21 protein-coding genes and 1 tRNA gene are annotated in these 20825 nt (G+C 64.7%); 9 read left to right on the top strand and 13 right to left on the bottom strand.

What is annotated here, in order from left to right; genetic code table 11:
* Positions 1 to 6: 6 nt before the first annotated feature.
* Both PMI04_RS04680 and PMI04_RS04675 read right to left on the bottom strand, forming a co-directional pair.
* Positions 7 to 327 (bottom strand): multidrug efflux SMR transporter, encoded by a 321-nt coding sequence (locus PMI04_RS04680; RefSeq protein WP_007712750.1) that lies wholly within the window; start codon positions 325 to 327, stop codon positions 7 to 9.
* An 85-nt stretch (positions 328 to 412) separates the two neighbouring features.
* Positions 413 to 499: transfer RNA gene (locus PMI04_RS04675), tRNA-Tyr, on the bottom strand.
* 103 nt (positions 500 to 602) lie between these two features.
* Between PMI04_RS04675 and rlmB the strand changes: the two genes are divergently transcribed.
* Positions 603 to 1343, top strand: coding sequence for a 23S rRNA (guanosine(2251)-2'-O)-methyltransferase RlmB (gene rlmB, locus PMI04_RS04670; RefSeq protein WP_007712747.1), 741 nt, complete (start codon positions 603 to 605; stop codon positions 1341 to 1343).
* Between the two features lie 80 nt (positions 1344 to 1423).
* The gene (locus PMI04_RS04665; protein WP_007712744.1) at positions 1424 to 2185 is read left to right on the top strand and encodes a hypothetical protein; all 762 of its coding nucleotides are present in this window, start codon (positions 1424 to 1426) and stop codon (positions 2183 to 2185) included.
* Between the two features lie 10 nt (positions 2186 to 2195).
* On the opposite strand, the gene PMI04_RS04660 is transcribed toward PMI04_RS04665, so the two are convergent.
* The gene (locus PMI04_RS04660) at positions 2196 to 2513 is read right to left on the bottom strand and encodes a 2Fe-2S iron-sulfur cluster-binding protein (protein ID WP_007712740.1); all 318 of its coding nucleotides are present in this window, start codon (positions 2511 to 2513) and stop codon (positions 2196 to 2198) included.
* Positions 2514 to 2587: 74 nt separating this feature from the next.
* Here PMI04_RS04660 and PMI04_RS04655 point away from each other — a divergent pair, with 74 nt between their 5' ends.
* Both PMI04_RS04655 and PMI04_RS04650 read left to right on the top strand, forming a co-directional pair.
* Entirely contained in the window at positions 2588 to 3217 is a 630-nt protein-coding gene (locus tag PMI04_RS04655) for a DNA-3-methyladenine glycosylase (RefSeq protein ID WP_007712738.1), read from the top strand.
* Between the two features lie 146 nt (positions 3218 to 3363).
* The gene (locus tag PMI04_RS04650; protein ID WP_037486894.1) at positions 3364 to 5136 is read left to right on the top strand and encodes a hypothetical protein; all 1773 of its coding nucleotides are present in this window, start codon (positions 3364 to 3366) and stop codon (positions 5134 to 5136) included.
* Positions 5137 to 5205: 69 nt separating this feature from the next.
* On the opposite strand, the gene PMI04_RS04645 is transcribed toward PMI04_RS04650, so the two are convergent.
* Positions 5206 to 5883, bottom strand: coding sequence for a DUF202 domain-containing protein (locus PMI04_RS04645; RefSeq protein WP_007712732.1), 678 nt, complete (start codon positions 5881 to 5883; stop codon positions 5206 to 5208).
* An 11-nt stretch (positions 5884 to 5894) separates the two neighbouring features.
* Positions 5895 to 6425, bottom strand: coding sequence for a DUF4136 domain-containing protein (locus PMI04_RS04640; RefSeq protein ID WP_007712729.1), 531 nt, complete (start codon positions 6423 to 6425; stop codon positions 5895 to 5897).
* Positions 6426 to 6722: 297 nt separating this feature from the next.
* On the opposite strand from PMI04_RS04640, the gene PMI04_RS04635 reads away from it, so the two are divergent.
* The 4 genes from PMI04_RS04635 (at position 6723) to PMI04_RS04620 (ending at position 9338) form a co-directional block, all read left to right on the top strand.
* Positions 6723 to 6938: a hypothetical protein gene (locus tag PMI04_RS04635; protein ID WP_007712726.1), complete on the top strand. Its 216-nt coding sequence runs from the start codon at positions 6723 to 6725 to the stop codon at positions 6936 to 6938.
* 110 nt (positions 6939 to 7048) lie between these two features.
* Positions 7049 to 7855, top strand: coding sequence for a DUF2092 domain-containing protein (locus PMI04_RS04630; protein WP_007712723.1), 807 nt, complete (start codon positions 7049 to 7051; stop codon positions 7853 to 7855).
* Positions 7856 to 8225: 370 nt separating this feature from the next.
* Positions 8226 to 8531, top strand: coding sequence for a hypothetical protein (locus PMI04_RS04625; RefSeq protein WP_086014444.1), 306 nt, complete (start codon positions 8226 to 8228; stop codon positions 8529 to 8531).
* A gap of 132 nt (positions 8532 to 8663) precedes the next feature.
* A complete protein-coding gene (locus PMI04_RS04620; protein ID WP_007712711.1) occupies positions 8664 to 9338 on the top strand; it encodes a hypothetical protein in 675 nt (224 codons plus the stop codon).
* Between the two features lie 4 nt (positions 9339 to 9342).
* Here the strand turns inward: PMI04_RS04620 and PMI04_RS04615 are convergent, their stop codons facing one another.
* The 3 genes from PMI04_RS04615 to PMI04_RS04605 all read right to left on the bottom strand — a co-directional run bounded on the left by PMI04_RS04615 (position 9343) and on the right by PMI04_RS04605 (position 11683).
* Positions 9343 to 10020: a hypothetical protein gene (locus PMI04_RS04615; RefSeq protein WP_007712708.1), complete on the bottom strand. Its 678-nt coding sequence runs from the start codon at positions 10018 to 10020 to the stop codon at positions 9343 to 9345.
* A 17-nt stretch (positions 10021 to 10037) separates the two neighbouring features.
* A complete protein-coding gene (locus PMI04_RS04610) occupies positions 10038 to 10772 on the bottom strand; it encodes a hypothetical protein (RefSeq protein WP_283184854.1) in 735 nt (244 codons plus the stop codon).
* 239 nt (positions 10773 to 11011) lie between these two features.
* A complete protein-coding gene (locus tag PMI04_RS04605) occupies positions 11012 to 11683 on the bottom strand; it encodes a murein L,D-transpeptidase catalytic domain family protein (RefSeq protein WP_007707689.1) in 672 nt (223 codons plus the stop codon).
* Between the two features lie 134 nt (positions 11684 to 11817).
* Here PMI04_RS04605 and PMI04_RS04600 point away from each other — a divergent pair, with 134 nt between their 5' ends.
* Positions 11818 to 12387, top strand: a complete 570-nt coding sequence (locus PMI04_RS04600; RefSeq protein ID WP_007707701.1) for a helix-turn-helix domain-containing protein — start codon at positions 11818 to 11820, stop codon at positions 12385 to 12387.
* Positions 12388 to 12390: 3 nt separating this feature from the next.
* On the opposite strand, the gene PMI04_RS04595 is transcribed toward PMI04_RS04600, so the two are convergent.
* From PMI04_RS04595 to PMI04_RS04575, 5 genes are all read right to left on the bottom strand, one after another.
* On the bottom strand, positions 12391 to 12942 hold the full coding sequence (locus PMI04_RS04595) for a hypothetical protein (protein ID WP_157178098.1): 552 nt from the start codon (positions 12940 to 12942) through the stop codon (positions 12391 to 12393).
* 69 nt (positions 12943 to 13011) lie between these two features.
* Positions 13012 to 14337, bottom strand: a complete 1326-nt coding sequence (locus tag PMI04_RS04590; protein ID WP_007707707.1) for an oligogalacturonate lyase family protein — start codon at positions 14335 to 14337, stop codon at positions 13012 to 13014.
* A gap of 14 nt (positions 14338 to 14351) precedes the next feature.
* Complete coding sequence (locus PMI04_RS04585; protein ID WP_007707710.1) at positions 14352 to 17060, bottom strand: hypothetical protein; 2709 nt, start codon at positions 17058 to 17060, stop codon at positions 14352 to 14354.
* Between the two features lie 23 nt (positions 17061 to 17083).
* Positions 17084 to 17776: a DUF6250 domain-containing protein gene (locus PMI04_RS04580; RefSeq protein WP_007707712.1), complete on the bottom strand. Its 693-nt coding sequence runs from the start codon at positions 17774 to 17776 to the stop codon at positions 17084 to 17086.
* A 103-nt stretch (positions 17777 to 17879) separates the two neighbouring features.
* On the bottom strand, positions 17880 to 20594 hold the full coding sequence (locus PMI04_RS04575) for a TonB-dependent receptor (RefSeq protein WP_007707714.1): 2715 nt from the start codon (positions 20592 to 20594) through the stop codon (positions 17880 to 17882).
* Positions 20595 to 20825 lie beyond the last annotated feature (231 nt).

Genomic DNA, 20825 nt, shown 5'->3' with positions numbered 1-20825 from the left:
CCCGCTTCAGGCCTGAGCCGTCAATTTGGTTCCGACCACACCGATCAGAATCATCGCCATGAAACCGATCTGCATCGCGTTCACGCGATCGCCATAGAGAATCACGCCACCGATGATGACCCCGACCGCGCCCAGCCCGGTCCAGATCGCATAAGCGGTGCCGGCCGGCAGATCCCGCATCGCCAGTGCCAGCAGACCCATGTTGAGGAAGCTGAGAGCGATCGGCACGGCCGAAGCCTGCCAACTGCCGACGGTCGCGGCCCATTTCAGGCTCAAGGCCCAGATGATTTCGGAAAATACGGCGATGCCGAGAATGACCCAGGCCAAGCGGCGTTCCTCTTGCGGTAACGGGCTCGGCTGAAGCGGCGCGCGGACCGGAAACCCGAAAGAGGCGGCGCGCCGACAAGGGCAGTGGTGGACAGGGCTGGATTCGAACCAGCGTACGGGAAACCCGGGCAGATTTACAGTCTGCTGCCTTTAACCACTCGGCCACCTGTCCAGTGCCCTACGCGAAGGAAAAATGCTCTCCCGCCGCGCTGGAGGCGGCTCAATGGCGAAAGGAGGCTTGCCTGTCAATGGGGTGATGTGAAAAGAGCGAAAACATGAAAAGAGGACATCGTACCGGTAAGCCGAAAGGCGCCTTCCCCCGCTTTTACGGGCGCCACGCCATCACGGCCGCGCTCGCCAATCCCAACCGCATCGTGCGCAAGATCTGGGGCACCCGCGAAGCCATCGGTGCACTGGAGCTGCCACCGGTCCTGCCGATCGTCTATTCCGACGTGGCGGACATGGGCCGCATGGTCCCGGCCGATGCGCCCCATCAGGGCATCGTGGCAGAGGTCGAGCCGCTCGACGATGTCTGGCTGGGCGACGTGCTGGAGCAGGGACAGGACGACAAGCGCCCCATCCTCGTCCTCGACCAGGTGACCGACCCGCATAATGTCGGCGCGATCTTGCGCTCTGCCGCCGCTTTCGACGCGCTGTGCATCGTGACGCAGGACCGGCATGCGCCGCCCGAATCGGGCGTGCTGGCCCGCGCCGCGTCGGGCGCACTGGAAATCGTGCCCTGGGTCCGCGTCGTGAACCTTGCCCGCGCGCTCGAAGAGATTGCCGAGGCGGGCTATTGGCGCATCGGCCTGGATGGCGACTGCGACACCGTGCTGTCCGACGCGATCGGCGAATCGCGGGTCGCGCTGGTGCTGGGCGCCGAGGGCGAAGGGCTGCGCCACAACACGATGGCGCATTGCGACATTATCGCTAAGCTGCCGATCAGCCCGCGGATGGAGAGCCTGAACGTCTCCAATGCCGCGGCGATCGCCCTTTACGCCGCCACCGCCGGGTAAGCGGCCGACGGGCACCATCTGCGAAGATCCGGCCGGGCGCCCCCCGCCTGGGTCTTCGCGCAGACGAACGGGGGTTCGCCATGGTCCTGCTGTCCCGCGCCATGGGCGCGCTTGCCGCACTGCTGATGCTGCCGGGCTGCCTGGTGACGCCCGGCACGTTCACATCCACCCTCGACATTCGCGCCGACCGCAGCTTTGCCTTTGCCTATAAGGGCGAGATATTGGCATCGGACATGGACAAGGCGCTGGGCAGCGGCGGCGAGGATGATCCGCTGGAGGGCGTGGCGCCGCCCGAAGGCAAGGACAGCGCCTACAGCCAGGCCATGCTGCAGAACATCGCGCAGGGGCAAAGCAAGGCCCCGGCCGAGCCCGCGTTCGACAAGGGCAGCGACGATGCCGCGCAGATGCAGGCCATGGCCGCCGCGCTGACCAAGGAAAAGGGCTTCCGATCGGTCCAGTATCTGGGCGATCACAAGTTCGCGATCGACTATGCGATCAGCGGCAGGCTGGATCACGCCTTCCTCTTCCCGTTCAACATCGACGCACAGATCGTGCTGCCCTTCGTCGCGGTCGAGATGCGCGGGACGGACCGGATACGGGTGAAGGCGCCGGGCTTTGCCAATGGCTTCGACAAGAGCCAGGGTCCGGCCGGCATGGGTGGCGGCGGCGATGATGCGGCGAAGGCCCTCAACGGCACCTTCACGCTCACCACCGACGCGGAAATCGTCAGCCAGAATCAGGAAGATGGTGCGACCAGCGTGCCAGAGGGCAAGCGCATCGTCTGGACCGTGACGCCGCTGACCAGCGATGCCCCGGCCGCGACGCTGCGGATGAAGCCCTGACGGGCCGAACTCAGTCTTCCGGCGCGATCGTGACGCGCAGGCCGTCCAGCGCGTCGCTCAACACGACCTGACAGGACAGGCGGCTGGTCTCGTTGCGATGATCGGAACTGTCGAGCAGGTCATTTTCGTCCTCGCTCATCGCCGGCAGGACATCGGCAAAGGCCGGGTCGACATAGACATGGCAGGTGGCGCACGAACAGCAGCCGCCACACAGGGCCAGCAGCTCATCGAAACCATGGTCGCGAATGACCTCCATCACCGAGAGACCCTTGTCCCCCTCGACAGTCTGTTCGGCACCATCACGGTTGACCACGATCAGCTTCGGCATCTACCCATTCCCCTCGGACTTATCCCGCCGCTCTGACCGAGAGCGGTCTCGAAATCAAGGGCTGGCTGGCTGGCATGGTGACCACGGCAGAAGAATTGCGCATCAGCCTGGACATTATCGCCGCGGCGGAACCCGGGTTCGGCGCGGTGATCGCCCGTGTCGGCTATCCGGCGCCGCGCGTGCGCGAACCGGGCTACGAAACCCTGCTGCGCACCATCGTCGGCCAGCAGGTGAGCGTGGCGGCGGCAGCTTCGGTCTGGCGCAAGCTGGAAGCGGAACTGGGCGAAGGCTGCACGCCCGAGGCGCTGCTGGCGCGCGATTTCGACAGCTTGCGCGCCTGTGGCCTGTCACGCCAGAAGCAGGGCTATGCCCGCAGCCTGGCCGAACTGGTGGTGGCGGGCGCGCTCGACCTGCATGCCCTGCCGCGCGATGACGAGACGGCGATCGCCCAACTGGTCCAGATCAAGGGAATCGGCCGCTGGTCAGCGGAAATCTATCTGCTGTTCGCGGAAGGACGTCCGGACATCTGGCCGGCCGGCGACCTGGCGGTGCAGATCGCGGTCGGCCGCATCCTGGGCCTTGCCGAACGGCCGAGCGAGAAGCTGACCCGCACCCTGGCCGAAGCCTGGCGCCCCCATCGCAGCGCGGCGGCGATCATGGCATGGCATCATTATAATAACGGGATGGATATGCTGCAAAGCTGAAGGTTTTCATCCATGCCGCCAGCACCGATTTCGCCCGCCGCCCCACCGTGACGATTATTTACAATAAATGCCATCTTCTTCCCTCTACCGCCTGATCCGGGGACAATGACGGGGGATGAAATTTCATGGGAAGACGCCATCTATTCTTGACCACTGCCGCGATATATTATGCGGCAAGCGGATATGATGTATGGGCACAATCGCCGCCGCCCGCCTGCGGCACCGCGACCGTCGCATGCGCGAGGGCGGATCTCGATTTCCTCAACTGGCAACATGGCGTCCTGACCCGGGAAAAGCAGGCAGCCGAACGCGCCGGCGACACGCCGACGCAGACCAGTCGCCAGGTCGCCTTCAACGAACAAACCCAAGCCCTGCTGAACCAGTGGTTCGCGGCAAACGCCGCATCGACCAAGGCAGGCGATGCGCTGGATGCGGCGCAAAAGCGCATCACCCAACTGGACGCCATGCGCGATGAAGTCCAGGACAAGCCGGCATTCGACACGCTGATGCAGGCGGAACGGGATGCCCTGCCGGCTTTGACGCAGGCCGTGGGTACCGCCAATATGGCGCGCGACACGGCATGGAACGCATATCTGCTGCGCCGCAATGTGGCGGTCGCACTCATTCTCCCGCTAAAGGAGCCGGCACCGCCGCCACAGGTCGCGGCCAGCCGGGCACCGACGCCGGCCTGCTCGATCGACGACGCGACATCCCGTGCCGGCCTGAAGCCCAACGACTGCGTGCAGCAGGCATTGGCCCTGTCGACATCGCTCTCGGCCAGCGCGGTGACGATCCCGGGCCGTCCGCTGGACCGGCGCGGCCTGTTCACATCGATCACCGGCAGCAAGGATAGCACGACGCTGTCGCTGGGCTGGGCCGACGAGTTCAAACGGCGCATCCCCTTCCAGGATGGCGCACAGCGGGTATTCACCATCGGCTATGGCCTGAGCGTGAAGAGCGATGGCGGCGACCTGCTGTCGTTCAAGCCGGAAAAGGATGGCGAGACGATCGGTGCCCTGGATCGCCTGGCGACCAGGTCCAGCATCAGCGGCACTGTGTCGCTCAACTGGTATCCCTATGAATCCGCCGTGACGCGCGTGGCGCGGGGCGAGGCGATGGCGTCGGCCGCCCGCACGGACTGCCTTGCGGAACAGGGCAAGGCCGGTGCTACGCCCTCGACCTGTCAGGGCCAGGACCTGATCACATGGATTTTCGCCAAGGATGCCAAGGGCGGCTATGCCCATGTCACGCATGCCGAGGCCTTCAACGGCTTCTATTTCGGATCGCCTGAACAAAATGCCCGACGCGGACTGGGGCTGACCGTCGAATATGCCCGGCCCGGCTTTGCCTATATCGATGCGGCCAGGGCCACCCCCGATCAGATCGGTACCAAGTTGGCGGACGGCGGAACCAGCGACCGCCATTCCTCCTGGGGGATTACCGGCTTCGCCTATTGGCGCCTGCCCGAAGCCATGCCCAATTTCGATGTCACGCTGGTCGGGTCATTGACCTATAAGGATGGCTGGAAGGAAGCGGACGAAGCGCTGTTCTGCCCGGCGATCGACACCAGCCAGCCGTTCAGCACCGCCGCCTGCGCCAGCTATCAGGTCGCGGCCCCCAAGCATGTGAAGAGCCTGGTGCCCGGGATCGAGGCGCGGATGATCTGGAACGGTTTCCGCCTGGGTCGATGGCTGACGCCACAGGTGGCGATGGCGCCCAAATTCACCTGGGATACCGAGGATGATCGCAAGGGCATCGAACTGCCGCTCTATTTTGGCGTCACCGATGACAAATCCCTGACCGCAGGCTTGAAATATGCCCATGGCTGGGACGGGACCAAGGCCGACGGCTCCCCGCGCGACAGCGAATCCGCCATTTCCATCGTCGTCGGCAAGACCTTCACGCTGAACCCGAAATGACAAGCAGGCGGGTCTTTCCTGTCGGAAAGGCCCGCCCGCGAGCGGCAGGGGAGCAAGGGAGTCCCCGGCCTATTGGCCCAAGAGCGCGATGTTGAAGACCATGCCCAGCACCGCCGCGACCGCCAGCGCCAGCAGACAGATCGCCACGACCAGCGAGACCGAGATCGGGAAACCGCTATCGGCATGGACGAGTCCATCCCGGGCCATCTCCGTTCGGCGGTCGCGCAGTTCCAGCCCGAACTGGACATGACGCACGATCCCGCCGACCAGGATCATGATCCCAAATACCAGCAAAGCCATGCCGAAATTGCGTGGCGCGCCGGCATGTTGGATGCTCCCGGCAACGCGCAGCTTTTCGAACGCCTGATAGATGGTGAAGCCGAAACCGATCAGCGACAACGCGGTACGGATTTCCGACATCATCGTCCGGTCCGCGCTCATCCGGGTGCGCTGGAACGACATGCCGGTCCGCCGCATCGACATTTCGGTGCGGTTGTCGGACAAGTGGGTACGATGTTCCGACAGGTCGGTGCGGTGCTGGGACAGGTCCGTGCGAAACTCCGACAGGTCGGTACGATGTTCCGACAGACCCGTGCGGTGGCGCGACAGGCCGGTGCGAAAATGGGAATATTGGGTCGATGCCCCTTCCGGATCATTGGGATCGACCTGCGGGATGGGCGGCACTGGGCCGCCCACATTGCGTTCAGGCCGCTGCGGCGCGGCGGACGGATCGATATGGTCGGCCATGCTGCCTCTCCTCACTTGGCCTTGGGCGGAGGCGGCGGGAAATTGGCGAGTACGGCATTGACCACCGCATCGACCTTGGCCTGGTCGGGACTCTGGCCGCTGACCTCCTGCGTCGCGGTGCCATGCCAGACCGGCTGCTTGCTCTTGGTATCATAGATATCGATCGTCAGCGTACCGTCGGTGACGTTGCGGACATCGACGTCGCGATAGCCGCCCCATCCGCCCCAGGGCCGATAGAAAGCGCCATAGCTGCCAAAGTCGGTGACCTGGACCCGGTCGCGCGAACCCAGGGTGAAGCCGACGGCGAAGTCGCCCGGATTGCCCTCGCTATAGCCGCGCGCGGCAAGGCCACTGGCGATCGCGGTCTTGACCCGTTGGAAGATCAGCGGGTTCATGCCTTGCGGTACGGTCGCCGAAGCCCAGCTATAGCTGCGATAGCTGCTGAAGTTGGCGGCCGGATCAGCGTCATATTTGATCGTCGGCGTGGTGGCACAGCCGCCCAGCACCAGGATCAGACCCATGACAAAAGCGCGTCTGGACATGTTGCAGTCTCCCTGTCGGAACCAGGTCTGAATATCCAAGCATTTGCGCGCGCAACCATCGGGATTCACCCCTAGGCCATGGGCCGCCCGACCCTAAGGTACAGGCGATGGAATATTTGTACGCGCGCCGGGAAGTAGGTGGACCAAAGCAGGACGCAGGTCGTTATCCGGGTAAATACGCTATGGCATGCTGGCTCCATATGCGCGATCATTCCTATTCCAGCGTACGGGTCTCGAGTCGCCTGCCGTTCGCAACCGCCTCCGTCCCGCCGCCGCCCAGCAAGGGAGCTGCGTGCCATGGTTAGAGATTGGTCTGCCTTCATCGCCGCCGGTGCCGGTATCTGCTTTGCCATCGCGACGGCCAGTCCCAATGCCCTGGTCGAGGCTCCTCGTGCCATTGCGCTCGCCATGCCGGTATCGGTGCCATGGATCGACGATCTCGGCAGCGCCGTGAAGGTTCCGCCCAAGGCCAGTTCATCGCACCTCGTCGCCACGGCATCTGCCCGGCCATAGCGCTGCCTATCTCTCCTTACGGTCAATCCTGACGGCAGATTCGGGTTTGTCCCGATAGCGGATAGTCTCCCGACGCGGCAGCGTAGCGGTTGCCTTCAAGGAGATATGCGATGCCCAAACGCCTATCCGGACTGGCCATCGGCCTGTCCGCCATCAGCTTCTGCATCGCCGCCGCTGCGGCACCGCCGCTCACCGCCCAGACGCCTCCGGCAGCCCCTGCCGCCTCGCCCCCGGCCGGCAAGCTGGATCCGGTCGCGATCCAGGCGCTGACCGGCATGGGCAAATATCTCATGACGCTCAAGAGTTTCGAGCTGAACACGAAGGCGACGCTGGAACGGCAGATCGACGAATCCGACATGAAGCTGAGCTTCAGCTATGAAGGCCATTATGAGGTCGCGCGGCCCAATGGCTTCCATATCGAGATGAAGTCCGATCGGCAGGTGCGCGACTTCTATTTCGACGGCAAGAATTTCACCGTCTTCATCCCTCGGGAAAAGGCCTATGCCACGGTCGCCACGCCCGGCAAGATCGTCGATGCCGTCGATGCCATCTATGATAAATACGGCATCTCGCTGCCGCTGGCCGACCTGTTCTACTGGGCCGATGCCGGGGCGCCGACCGACGGGCTGAGCACCGCGATGCATGTCGGCTATGCCAAGGTGAACGGCCAGGAGGCCGACCAGTTCTTCTATCGTGGGGATGATCTCGACTTCCAGATATGGATCGCGCGCGGAGCCAAGCCGCTGCCGCTACGGATCGCGATCACCACCCGGTCGAGCCCGGCCAAGCCCTCCTATGTCGCCGACCTGACATGGAACACCGCGCCCAGCTTTGCCGCATCGTCCTTCACCTTCCGGCCCGGCGCCGGCACCAGCGCGATCGACCTCGCAACGGTCTCGCAAGACGGGGAGCAGTGACATGACGGGCAAGACAAAGCCGACCCAATGGCTGCGGAGCGGTTGTACCGCAGGCCTGACCCTGATCCTGCTGGCGGCCACCACCGCCGGCGAGACCCGCCCGCGCTTTGGCGGCCCGGGGCTACGCGGTGGCTCAATGCACGCTGGCACCGCCATGAACTTCCACGCGCCGGGAAGCGGAGGCGGCGGCATCCATCACACGCCTTCACCGCGCCCGGGCGGCGGCGGCGATGGTCCCCGGCCGCATCCCAATCCTGGTCCTGGCCCCGGTCCTGGCCCTGGCCCTGGCCCTGGCCCGGGTCCGCATCCTGGTCCTGGTCCTGGTCCCGGCCCCGGTCCACATCCTGGCCCCGGTCCAGGTCCGCATCCGATGCCTCCACCGCCGCCTCCGCCCGGCCCCTACTGGTGGGGATGGGACGATGATCCCTTCTGGGACGCGGCAGCCGTTGGCATTGTCGCCGGCACGACAGCGGCGGTGGTTGCATCGGCAGCCCAGCCTTCGACCACGGTGGTCATCGCCGACCCGACGGTCGGATCGACAGTCTATGTGCTGCCATCCAATTGTCCGCAGGTGATCCGCAGCAGCATCACCTATTATTCGTGCAACAATATCTGGTACAAACCGCAATATCTGGGATCGGGCGTGACCTATCTGGTCGTCGCTCCACCTGGCTGAGACAAGGCGAACCAGGCACGAACAACAAGGCCGTTCCCGGCATCGATCGGGAGCGGCCTTTGCGTGTCATGGCACTCTTGCTCCCGGCCCGCCCGTCCGCGATGATCGCGCCGTCATTCCGCCGAGGTACCGATGGATTTTCTACGCCTGTTCCAGTCGCTTGAGGAATTTCTCTATGAGGCGATGAGCTGGCTGGTCTTCTATCCGCGCACGCTGTGGCGGACCATCCGCCATCCGATCCAGATGTTGGGCTATTCAGACAGGGAATTGCGGGACGCGCCCGAACAGCAGTTCACCGACATGCTCAGTCCCCCTCTCTTCCTGATGCTGACGATCGTGATATCCCATCTGATCGAAGTGGCGGCGCACCAGAAGATGCCGGAGGTGGCGACGACGGGCCTTGGCAAACAGATTACGAGTTCGGAACTGAACCTGCTGGTGCTGCGCGCCTTCCTTTTTTCCATCTATCCGCTGATGTTTGCCGTGCGGCGGCTGAAGGCGCAGGGACTGGCGCTCAACCGCGACACGCTGCGCCGTCCCTTTTACGCGCAATGCTATATTGCCGCGCCTGCCGCGCTGGTCCTGGGCATCGCATCGATCCTGGCCCGGCTGAACCATATGGAGGTGACCGTCGCCGCCCTGGTCGTCAGCCTGATCACGATCATCTGGTACCTGCGGATCGAAACGATCTGGCTGCGCAGCCGCACCCGGAAATCGACCGGCAAAGCCTTTCGATCCGCGCTCGGCACCTGGATGCTCGCCTCGCTGATCAACAGTCTGGCGAGCTTCCTGATCCTGGGGAACTGACCCCCTATTCGCCGTCCGGCGTCAGCGCCATCACATCGACGAAGCGGCTCTTGGCATCATAGCGGCAACGGAAGCGCTTGGTCCCTTCGCTGCCCTTGTCGACCGTCCCATCGATAGTGAAGCCGCCGCCCGGCGCCTTCGCGATGGCGCCGGTTTTCACATAGGTCGGGCGGGTGCCATATTGGCTGGATGCCTCCCCCCGGCAATAGGCCGGCATATTGCCGGGGGTAATCGGTGCGCCAGTCCCGGCCGGCATGGCCTGTGCCGCCGTCGCGGCGCCGGCCGATATGCCGACCGTCAGTGTATAATTGGCGACTTCATTGCGGCGCGCGGCATTGCGCATCAGATAGACGCGGATGCGATAATCGCCATTGGCGGGCAGGCGGCCGGAAAAGCTGTTGCCGGCGGTCGAGCCGACGAACATCGCCGTCTCCCCTGCGCCGGGTGCCATCAGGTTGAAATAGCTGGAGGCATTGCTGGTCTTGAAGGTCACATTCATCGTCTGGCCGGCGCGCGCGCCGACCAGATAATCGACGATGTCATAGCCCTTGAGCGATGCCTTGATGACCTTTGACGCTGCCCCCTTGGCAAATTGAACCCGCTCGCTGCGCACCGGCGCCTGGGCAATGGCCGGCATGGCCAGTGCCGCCAGTGCGCCGGCCGCGATCATTGCATTCCTCATGAAACGCCTCCTTCCGATCAATAGGGGTCCATCGCAATGACATTGCCATTGCCGGTCACGGTACAGCGCGCGCGATAATGGCCGGACGCGACGATGATCTCGTACCGGTCGCTGCCTTGCGGATAGACGCTGACCGGGACGGAGCTGCCCGCCGGTACATTCTGATAGTCATCGCCCCGCCGCGCGCAGGCCCGCTGCGCCGCCGCCGGCGCGCCGCGCACGATATGACTGTTGGAGGCGAGGCGGTTGTCCCGTTCCGCCTCACCCGCGGAATAGCCCGAATGATAGGCCTCGCTGTCGTTGCGGTCATAATCGCCGCCATAGAGGCCGTCATTATAGCCCCGCTCATATTCGCTGTCATGCTGGGCCGAGCTGTCATTATGGCTCTTCTTGTGACTGGCGAGCGCCGCGATCAGGCCGATCGCCGCGACCCCGGCTACGGCGGCAGCCGCCGTGCCACCGCCGCCGCCATGGCCGCAATCGCCGTCCGACGCGCTGTCGATCGCATCATAGCGGCCATTATAGGTGACGACGCGGATGCACTGGTCCTTGGCGCTGTTCCACCAATAGTTGGTAAGGCCGTTCTGCTTGGCGATGCGATAGCCGCGCGACTGGAGCGCGCTTTCGCCCGAGGAGCCGCGCGCGCCGACCAGGTCACCGACATCGCCCGGCGGGGCCGCCATGGCAGGCGAAAGTGGAAGGACGGCTGCCAACAATGCGGCCATCGACACAAAGGTCGTGATGCGTTTCATGCCTTGTTCCCCTGTTCATACGGACGCTGACAGCCGTCCCTATGGCGCCGAAATGCTACAGCACCGCGCCACAAATACATCAGATATCAATATGGATGCACGCTGGGAGAAAACCCGGAGAGAAATGTCCGGGAGCGGCGTTCGGACCGCTCCCGGATGGCCATGCCACCGCCACGAAAGGGGATAAGTGGCGGCGCGGACCCACGCGTCGATTGGGGCGACGCGCGTATCTTGCAATGTCAGGCGACCAGCTTGGCCGCGTAGATCAGGCTGCCCTGGCCGAGTTGCGCCATCACCTGCGCCTTCACGCTGTCGCCGACGGCGAAGCAACCCTGGCTGCGGCCCAGCTTGCCGCGGACCGATGCGACGGCCGGTTCGGCATACCAGGCGCCATGCAGCACGATCGCCCGGCTGAGCGCATTGCTGTTGGTCGGATCGAGTCCGATCAGCCGCTGCGAGGCACCATGCTTGCCGACATAAGGGTCGGCGGTCAGGAAGGCCCCGGCGCAGGAGGCATTGGAGCCGGGCGCGTTGGAAAAATGTTCGAGCCAGCCGCTATGATCCGGATCGGACCCGCTGCCATGCGCGACCAGATAGGAGGTCGCTGTGCCGTCCAGCAGGTTGACGATGTGCAGCCGCGGATCCGACGAGGGGGCGGCGAAATCGACCAGGGCCATGCGCTGGCGGTTGATGATTTGGGGATGGCGCTCCATCGCGGCACGCGCCTGGGCAAACAGGGCAGGCTTGACCAGCGCGGGCGGCGTTGGTGTCAGGGTCGGCGCAATCGACTGGGCCGGCAGCATCGGTTTCAGCGCGCGCATCGGCCCCGGCGCGGAAGCACGCGCGGTGCCCACGGCGCCCGCGACCAGAACGGAAGCGGAAAGGAGAAAACGACGGCGATCCTGATTCATGATCGTGGAACTAGGCAAGGCACCGGGCCAAGGTCTTTCCGCAAATCGGCGGCCACGCACAAACTCTTGCGCGCGGCACCGGAGACCGCCAAATCTGACGCAACGGCGACAGGACGGCGCGGGAGATACCGAATATGACCGGATCGCGGCTATCGAACGGGGCCTATAGGGAAGCGGTCGCAACGATCGTTCGGCGCGTCCAGAAACGGCATGGCCTGTCCGACAGCCAGCTGGCCGACCGCATCGGCTGTTCCGCCGGGACGGTCAAAAATGCCCGCAACCAGGCCAGCAATCTCGACGCGGTGACCCTGGCCAGTATCGAACAGGTCTTCGGCCCGGGCGCGATCGACCCCTATCTGGCGCTGGCAGAGGTACGCGCGGTACCGCTGACCCCGCCGGTTTCGGTCGAGCGGCTGCACCCCACACTGGCGATCGTCGAGGCGCTGCACCGGATCATCGAAACGCAGATGCCCGACAGCGAGGGCGGCACGCGCATCACCTCGCACGAGCTGCTGGCGATCCTGACCGAATTACGCGAGGCGCGCGGCGTGTTCGATGCCCTCATCATGATCGCCGACCCGGCGCTCGACAGCGGGGAACGCCGCTTCCGCGACAAGGGGCGCAAACGCCTGGCCGTGGTCCATACCCAGGGCGGGCAGGTCACTCGGGCCGATATCGTGCATACCGATGATGAGGAGGATTGATCGCTAACGGCAATCCATCTGGACGCCATCCAGCCGACGCAAGCGTAGCGTGCCGCCGCGCAGCTCGACCGTCACGAATGGACGCCAGGGCGAGCGGGACGATGGCAGCGCCACGGCGACCAGCCGGCTGTCGTCACGGATGATGGCCGCGTTGCCCACCTGGCCGATCCGCACCGGCACCTTGCCGCATAGCCCAGGCCGATCCTGCGCGGGATCATGGGCCAGCGCCGCCAGCACGGCCGTGCGTTCGGCATAGGCGTCGCGCAGACAGGCCGGCTGGTCGGCGGCGAAGGCACAGCGGTTGCGACGCTGGAACCAGGCGTCCTGCGGCTCGACATAGTCGGATGCAGTGTCGAGCAATCGGGCCTGATCGGCGTCCGGCACGCGGGCGCGGGCATCGGCCGCCTTGAGCGCCGGGTCGGCGCAGACGAGCTTGTCCACGACGAAAGCCGATCCTTCGCAGCCGGCGAGATCGGCCGGGGTCGGCGGCGGCACAGCGTCAGCGGCGACCGGGGCGAGCAACAGGAGCAGGGAGCAGTGCCGGGTACGCATCATGACGTCCGCCTTTCGCACGGGGCGCGCCGACCATAGGCCAGCGCCGCCCCGCCCGGCAATCGCCCGTCGTCAGTGCGCCGGCTGCTTGGCAATCTCCGCCGCGTAGATTTGCGGCGCGCCGTCCATGTTGGAGCGGAAGATCATCCATTTGCCGTCAGGCGTGAAGGTGATGTTGGGCTCCAGCCGATAGTCATGCTTGCGCATGTCGACGATCTTCTCGACGCCGAAGGTGCCCGGCGCGATCAGGTCGGCGGCATTGTCGGCATGGATGCCGGCGACGTCGGGAATGGCCTGAGGCGTGAAGAGATAGAGATATTTGCCGTCGGGGGCATGGGCGACCATTTCGCTGTCGCCGCCGTCGCCGGAGAAATGCTGAAGGTCGGGCGCCTGGTTATAATGGACCGACCATTGGTTGCGGTCGACCTTGAACCACTGGCGATGCCCGGTCGCCAGTTCATAGCCGGCGAGCCAGAATATCTCGCCGCGCGGCGTCTGCAGATCATACCAGATCCACTTGCCGTCGGGCGAGAAGAACTCGTGACCGGCGATTTCCATGTTCATGGTCCGCTTGTGGACCAGTTGCTGGCCGCTGCCGTCGGTGCGGATCGTCCAGATCCGGTCGACCTTGTGCCAGGGGCCTTCATGGCAATACATGATGAGACCTGGGTCGGTCGGCGAGAACTGGATATGGTTGAGCCAGTCGGTCGAGGCGACCACCACCTTGCGTTCCCCGGTGCGGATGTCGATGGTGAAGATCTCCATCGGTATACGCGCTTCCAGTCGCTCGTTGAGGCGCACTTCCTTCGCCTCGGCAAAGCTGAGCGGCTTTCCGTCCGGGCCGTTGGCCGCATAATTGGCCTGGCCGAACTGCTGCTTGATTTCCGGCGCGGCGCGCTTCTGCGTGCCGTCGGGCTGGAGCGGCTTGTCGCTGGCCGCCCACTGGCCGAGCAGCAGCGTCTCGTCCGCATTGATCGAGCCGATCGAGCCGCGATCGACGGTCGCGATTCTGCGGACCTTGCCGCTGTCGATGTCAGCGGCATAAAGGGTCGTTGCGCCGGCACCATCGTCGCGCCTGTGGCTGGCATAATAAGCGGTGCGCGTCTTGCGCCCGGTGAAGAGCAGCTGGATATCCTTGCCCTTGACCAGCGGCCTGATGCTCCAGTCGGCCAAGGTCAGCACCGAAATGCCGTCAGGCGTGGAGATCACCATCTTGTCGCCCTGCGGCGTATAGCTGTTCTGGTGGAAATAGAGGCTGGCGCTGCCCGGCGTGTCGGTCAGCCGCAGCACGCGGTGGCCGGTGGTCTGGTCGACCCATTCGGCCACGGGCTTGGCCAGCGCCGGGGTCGCCGCACTCACCGTCAGCGCCGCCATCAGGCCAATCATCATCGTCTTCATCTTAAGGCCCTTCATCACTTGGCAACGTCGGCGAGCGCGTCGGGAATGAGCGCCAGATTTTCGATCGCGGCAAGGCCCCATTGCGCCGCCGCATTGGTGGAGACGTCCGGCCATTCGACGATCGGGCGGACATAGGCCGGCCCCTTCAGCGCCACGCGCGGATCGCCGGTCGACAGGCCGAGGCCTGCTTCGCCGCCGAGGAATTCCTTCCAGGCCCGGACCGCCAGTTGCTTGTCGCCGGTCTCCCGCGCGACATAGGCGGTCAGGCGCGAATGGCCTTCCTTGAGGTTGCGGCGGCCGAAGGGCTGGTCGAACTTCGCCTTCCACTCCTGCGGAGAGGCATTGAACCAGCGGCAATAATCGAGCCAGGCGGTGCGATAGCGCGGCACGTCGAGCAGTTCCAGAAGCTCGGCATTCACCTCCAGCGCGCCGAACACGGCGTTGAGGTGGGAGATGGAAATCTTGTCCCCCGCGCCCATGAAGCGCCCGGTCTTGAGGTCATAGGGCGCGCTGCCCGCGAGCCAGCCATATTTCAGGCGTCCGATGCTATCCATGCCGTTCAGCAGTCGCTCGCGCCACTTCCTGTCGCCGGTCCGCTCCCATTCGGTGAGCCAGGCCGATGCGACCGAACACCACATGGTGCCGAAGCTCAAATCGATGACGCCGGCCGGCAGCGGATTGCGCTCGGCGCCCGGTACCTTGCGGCCGATCTCGACATGCTCCAGCGCCAGGTCGGACGTGACCAGATCGCGCATCAGGTCGCCGGCGCGCTCGTCGGCGGTCAGATAATAGAAGATGCGGCGATACATGGCGTTGCTGACGCGCGGCTGCTTGCTGCTGTCGCTCCAGTGCTGGACGCCATGGCGGGTGCCCAGCCCCTTGAACCGGCCGAGATGATAGACATCGACTTCGCCGGTATGGCGGGTCAGCGCCTCGGCAAAGCGGAAGGCGGCGGCATTGCCGGTGCGCAGCACGCTGGTCCAGAACCACAGGTCGGGCGACAATTCGCTATTGTCCCAGGCGAAGCCGCCAATGTCGTAACGCCAGACATGCCGGTCGAAATCATAGGTGTGCATGATGTCGCCATGGTTCCAGAAACCATACCAGCGGCGGCGATCCACCTCACCCACATAGAAGTCGACCAGATTGGCATTCTGATCCTCGATCCGCGCCTTCATGGGCGTCGAGCGGTCCGGCAGGCTCCAGATGCCGAACACGCCGGCTTCATGGATGCGATCGGGCGTCACCATCAGTTGCGGCGGCACGGCGTTCGCCTGCGCCATCGCCGCCAGCGCATCGGCCGAAGGAGTGGCGGCGCAGGCCCAGAGGGTCAGTTCGCTGGTGCGGGCGATGCCGGTCGCGGCATCCCAGCCCGGCTCATAATCCTCATAGGTGATGTCGAGCCCTTCATTCTGGGCGTCATAGCCCTCCATCCCCAGGACGCCGCGATAGGAGCGCATGTCCATCGGTTTCGCGTCAGGCGACCAGAGCCAGGCGGTCAGCGTCGCGGTGTCGCTTTCGGCGTCCCGAATGCTGATCTGGGACGGGTGGCGCTGCCAGAAATAGCGGGTGGCGATCGCCGCGCCGCCCTGGGGCGAGCCGATATAGCCCAGCCCCTGCGACCGGCTGCCGGCGACGGAATCGACCCAGGCATGGCCGTCCTGCGTGCGCTTGGCGATGGCAAAGCCGTCGGCCGACAATTGGGTCAGGTCGAAATCGCCCCAGGTCGGGATGCGATCGAGCAGCTTGGACACGCCCGGTGCCATCGCGTCCATCGGCACCGCCTTGCCGGCGATCTGCGCGGCGCGCACCTTCTTGCCCGGATCGCGGCGCAGGCCGGTGAGCGGGCGCACCGCTTCGCTGAACAGGCCGTCGTCGGCGGTGGCGAGGCGGACATGGCGGTCATGCGGGGCGCCGGCCATCGGCACGGCGGCGGTCAGGCCGATGCCGCTGATGAAATCCTTCGCCGGATCGCCATCGAAGATGAAGCTGTGGACAATGCGCAGATGGTCGCCGCCGGCATGGGCATAGAGGCGCAGGGTGAAGGGCAATATCTGCCGCCCATGCCCTTCATGCACGCCCGTCAGCTTGACGACGGCGCGGACCGGCCCCTTCTGCTCGACCGTAGCGCTGGTGATGCGGCCGGTGAAGGGCGTGCGGGTGCCACCCTCCGGCGCGCTGTCGACGCTGGCGACCAGGGTCAGCGGGCCTACCACGGTGCGACCGCCCTGCTGCGCCGACTGGATGATCGCATTGCCCGAGCGGCCGATGCTCCAGCGCAGCGCGCCGACCTGAATCTCGATCCGATCCGCCAGTTCGCGCACCAGCACCGGCGCCTGCGGCGCGGCCGGCTTGCCCGGCACCACCTTCAGCGCGCCGGGCTGGCCGCTGCCCGCCGGCAGCGCATGGGCAGTCCATTTGATCGAGCCGTCGGGCCAGGTCGCCAGCGTCCAATGCTGCGACGGCAGAACCGCGCCATCGGCGCCCTGCATCGACAGCGGCTTGCCCGCGCGCAGCACGCCGCGCGGCCATGGCACGCCGAAGGTCTGGCCGAGCGAAAGTGGCGGGGCGGCATCGTCGATCCAGCGCACCGGCGTTTCGGGCATGGCGCCACCGCGCGCACCCGTCGCCGCCTGCGCCGCGCCCGGCAACAGCGCGGTCGCGCTCGCCATCAATCCGGCTTTCAGGCTGTCGCGCCGGCTGATCCCCGCCCTGATATCCACGTTGCTCTCCCTTTTTATGTTGTTCAGATCTTGGTGATGGTGAAGTTGCGGACCTGGAGATGGCTCTGCGTCGTGCGCAGGCCGAAATGGCCGCTGCGATAGGGATCGGGATCGTCGAGCGTGAACAGGGTCGCCCCGTCCCGCTCCACCGCGATATGAGAATCGTTGGCGATCAGGCCGATCGAAAACCAGTGATTGGGCACCAGCATCGCCGCCTGGTCGGTGCGGTCATGTTCGGGCAGCAGCGGGCGATGGCCCGGCTCGCCGACATAGCGGCGCATCCGCGTGGTGCTGTTCCGGTTGCCGCCGATGCCGACATAATAGGTTTTCAGGCTGTCATAGTCCTCGAACGTGCCACTGCGCGGGCGGCCAAGCGCCGATCCGCCGGGCGCGGACGGGTCGCGCGCCATCCAGAAGGCGTTGACGTCGCTGACCTCGTCATAGCGGCCGCCTTCGGACACGGCACGCACATCATAGTGGATCGCGACCGGCCCCTTAAGCGCCTGACGGAACCACAGCGTCAGCCCCTTGGGCGCGATGATATCGAGCAGGCCATCCTGTGCGCTGACGCGCGCGTCGCCCACCGCCTCCAGCTGCCATTGTTTGAGGCCATGACGGAAGTCATCGCGCCAGAGCGGCCCCCGCGCCGCAGCCATTAGCGGGCCGGCGACGGGCATCAGGCCCAGCGATGCAAGGACGGTACGACGAGCGAACATGGCGGCATATCCCGCGTCTGCTGAAAAAATCGGACTGCGGGCCGGGACATGCCCGACCCGCAGCCTGCCTCATGTCCCGGGGGAGGCCGGGTCATGAGCGCGATCAGATCTTGAAGCGGACACCACCATAGACGCGGCGCCCGAAGGTTTCGATGATCGTGCGGCGATAGATGCTGTTGGCATTTTCCTTCCGCGTGGCATCGAGCAGGTTCACGCCTTCGAGGAAGAAGGAAATGCCGGGCATCACGGTGATGTTGAGCGAGGCGTCGAGCTGGCCATAGGCTTCGCCGAACTCCGGATTATTGCCGCGGCCCTGTGCCGTGATCAGATATTTCGAGCGCCAGTTATAGGCGGCACGCAGGCTGACGACATCATCCTCATAATAGCCGGCGATATTGTAGCTGTTGCGCGACAGCCCCTGGAAGGGCAGCGCATCGCCGGTGAAATAATCCTTCCCTTCATAGCCGCTATCCTTGGAATAGGTATAGTTGGCCATGACACCCATATGCTTGATGACCGGCACGTCGATGAAGTCGAACGCGACCTGCGCGCCGGCCTCGATGCCGTTGATCGTGACCTTCTGCGTGCCGTTGGAGGGCACGGTGATGGTATAGGTGACGCCGCTGGCATCGGTATAGGGCTCGGTCGTGTTCTGAATGAACGAACTGATTTCCTTGCGGAAATAGGTCACCGACGCGAAGCTGGTCTTGTTGATATAATATTCCAGGCCCGCATCATATTGGCGCGCGCGGAAGGGTTCGAGACCCGGATTGCCGCGCGAACCGGACAGGCCGACCACGTCCAGCGTGAAGCGCGGCGCCAGCTGCTGAGGCAGCGGACGGGCCATCACCTCGGTCGCGGTGACGCGGGCCATCAGCTTGTTGGGCAGCAGTTCCGCCTTCAGGTTGAGCGAGGGCAGGAATTCGGTGGCATCACTCTTGTAGGCAACCGGTGAGATCACGCCCGCGGTGTTGAGATAGCCCGAGGTATTCACCTTGGTATTCACCACGCGCGCGCCGATCACGCCGCTGACCGGCACCGCGCCGACGTCGAATGCAAAGGCAGCCTGCGCAAAGCCGGCCAGATTGCGTTCGCCGACCTTCCAGGTGTCGGTATAGACCTGGCAGGTGCCGTCGGCATTGGCCGGGCAACCGCCTTCCGCGAACGGATCGGGCACGCCGACCGCATCGGCCACGCCCTGGGTCATGTTGAGCCAGGCGGTATAGCCATTGTCAAAACCCAGATTGCCGGTGTTGAAGAAGGGCGATGTGCCAAGCCCCGCATTGCCCGCGACGATGCTGTTGATCTGCTGCTGCACAGCGGGATCGCTGAAGCCGTTGAGCGTGGTGGTGCGGGTATAGAAGCGGCTCTTGACCGTCAGGTCGCGATACTGGCCACCCACCTTGAACGAGGTGAAGACTCCGCCGTCGGGCTTATATTCCGCGTCCAGCTTCGCCATCTTCTCGGCCTGGTCGTCGTAGCGCGGGCGGCGCAGCACGGTCAGCTGGTTGATACCGCTGATGGTGGTCGGGTCGTTGGGCAGGATGATGTTGGGCGCCTGCTGGCCATTGGCATAGTCGACGACCAGCCAGGGCATGCCGGTCACGGCCGAGGTCGCGTTGATCTCGTTATTATAGGCTTCGGCCTTGGAGTAAGAGATTTTCGGCGTCAGGGTGAGGTTGCCGGTGGTCCATTCCGCGCCGATCGCCGCATTATAGGTGGTGCGCTTGATGTCGCCCAGAATGTTGCGATAGGACACGCCCAGCTGCGCGGTCTGGCCCAGCGCAGTGTTGTTGGTCATCTCCAGGTGGGTGACCGTATTGTCGGGACCAACGACCGTGTTCGCGGTGTCGAGAATGCCGCCGCTGGTGCCGGTCTGCAGATATTGCGACGTCACCGACTGGGTCGACTGCGTCCAATTGCCCTCGACATAGGCCTTGAGGTCATCGCTCGGCCGCCATTCGACGATGCCGTTCAACGCATAGCGGCGGGTTTCCAGGCGGTTGATGACATAGCGCGGGATATCGGGGAAGAAGTCGCCCATGCCGTCATTGTTGAGGTCATAGGCCTGCATGCCCGGCGTGGCGCGATCGCTGTCCAGCTGGACCCAGCCGGTGGTGCGGGCCTGATGGCTTTCGACATTGCGGTTCTCGAACGTGCCCGACAGCAGCACGCCGATCGTGCCATTGGCGAAGGTGTCGCTGCCGATCAGCGCCACGCGCGGATCCATATGGTCGCCGATATCGGCATAGATGGCCTGGGCAGAGCCGGCCAGATAGGGCTTGCCGCCATTGTCGAACGGCCGGCGCGTGATGATGCGCACGGTGCCGCCGACGCCACCTTCGGTCATGTCGGCGGTGGCCGACTTCACCACTTCGAGGCGGTTGACGAATTCGGAGGGCAGATCGCGGAAATCGACGTCGCGGCCGCCACCCACGGTGGTCGACAGGGCGGTCGTGCCGTTGATCTCGACGCGGTTGAGTGACGGATCGGCACCGCGAATGGTGACGCCCGCGCCTTCGCCGTCGGCGCGCGAAATCTGCACGCCGGTCACGCGCTGCAGCGCTTCACCGATATTCTTGTCCGGGAATTTGCCGATATCCTCGGCCGAAATGGCGTCGAGCACCTGCGGTGCGTTGCGCTTGGCGTTCAGCGCGCCCTGCAGGCTGGAGCGGATGCCGGTGACGACGATGTCTGCATTTTCGCCCGCGCCATCCTTGGCGGCACCCGCGTCCTGGCCGTGGGCGGGAACAGCGCCAATCAGGAGGAGCGCCATGGCCGACGTTGAGGCCAGGGCATAATTTTTGGAAAACCGCACTTAAACATCCTCCCGACATTCATATACCTGCCCATTTTTGAGGCAGTCTTCTTCCAGCGGGTGGCACGGTTCATACCGTTCCGCCCGCTCATATGTTCCATATATTGGACATATATATCTATATATGGACATTGCGCCGGAGGTTAGTTTTTTCGACGAAGCGAGCCAGATGCACGACCAGATGTGCAACATATGGACATTTCCCCACAATGTGGAACAATTAAAAATATC

This window comes from Sphingobium sp. AP49 (assembly GCF_000281715.2).
Lineage (GTDB): Bacteria > Pseudomonadota > Alphaproteobacteria > Sphingomonadales > Sphingomonadaceae > Sphingobium.
This window is presented reverse-complemented; position numbering and strand designations above follow the sequence as displayed.

Excerpts from the sequence above, each read along its gene's own strand:
- rlmB (WP_007712747.1), top strand. The coding sequence starts at position 603 with ATGAAAAGAGGACATCGTACCGGTAAGCCGAAAGGCGCCTTCCCCCGC.
- PMI04_RS04665 (WP_007712744.1), top strand. The coding sequence starts at position 1,424 with ATGGTCCTGCTGTCCCGCGCCATGGGCGCGCTTGCCGCACTGCTGATG.
- PMI04_RS04660 (WP_007712740.1), bottom strand. The coding sequence starts at position 2,513 with ATGCCGAAGCTGATCGTGGTCAACCGTGATGGTGCCGAACAGACTGTC.
- PMI04_RS04655 (WP_007712738.1), top strand. The coding sequence starts at position 2,588 with ATGGTGACCACGGCAGAAGAATTGCGCATCAGCCTGGACATTATCGCC.
- PMI04_RS04645 (WP_007712732.1), bottom strand. The coding sequence starts at position 5,883 with ATGGCCGACCATATCGATCCGTCCGCCGCGCCGCAGCGGCCTGAACGC.
- PMI04_RS04640 (WP_007712729.1), bottom strand. The coding sequence starts at position 6,425 with ATGTCCAGACGCGCTTTTGTCATGGGTCTGATCCTGGTGCTGGGCGGC.
- PMI04_RS04635 (WP_007712726.1), top strand. The coding sequence starts at position 6,723 with ATGGTTAGAGATTGGTCTGCCTTCATCGCCGCCGGTGCCGGTATCTGC.
- PMI04_RS04630 (WP_007712723.1), top strand. The coding sequence starts at position 7,049 with ATGCCCAAACGCCTATCCGGACTGGCCATCGGCCTGTCCGCCATCAGC.
- PMI04_RS04625 (WP_086014444.1), top strand. The coding sequence starts at position 8,226 with ATGCCTCCACCGCCGCCTCCGCCCGGCCCCTACTGGTGGGGATGGGAC.
- PMI04_RS04620 (WP_007712711.1), top strand. The coding sequence starts at position 8,664 with ATGGATTTTCTACGCCTGTTCCAGTCGCTTGAGGAATTTCTCTATGAG.
- PMI04_RS04615 (WP_007712708.1), bottom strand. The coding sequence starts at position 10,020 with ATGAGGAATGCAATGATCGCGGCCGGCGCACTGGCGGCACTGGCCATG.
- PMI04_RS04610 (WP_283184854.1), bottom strand. The coding sequence starts at position 10,772 with ATGAAACGCATCACGACCTTTGTGTCGATGGCCGCATTGTTGGCAGCC.
- PMI04_RS04605 (WP_007707689.1), bottom strand. The coding sequence starts at position 11,683 with ATGAATCAGGATCGCCGTCGTTTTCTCCTTTCCGCTTCCGTTCTGGTC.
- PMI04_RS04600 (WP_007707701.1), top strand. The coding sequence starts at position 11,818 with ATGACCGGATCGCGGCTATCGAACGGGGCCTATAGGGAAGCGGTCGCA.
- PMI04_RS04595 (WP_157178098.1), bottom strand. The coding sequence starts at position 12,942 with ATGATGCGTACCCGGCACTGCTCCCTGCTCCTGTTGCTCGCCCCGGTC.
- PMI04_RS04590 (WP_007707707.1), bottom strand. The coding sequence starts at position 14,337 with ATGAAGACGATGATGATTGGCCTGATGGCGGCGCTGACGGTGAGTGCG.
- PMI04_RS04580 (WP_007707712.1), bottom strand. The coding sequence starts at position 17,776 with ATGTTCGCTCGTCGTACCGTCCTTGCATCGCTGGGCCTGATGCCCGTC.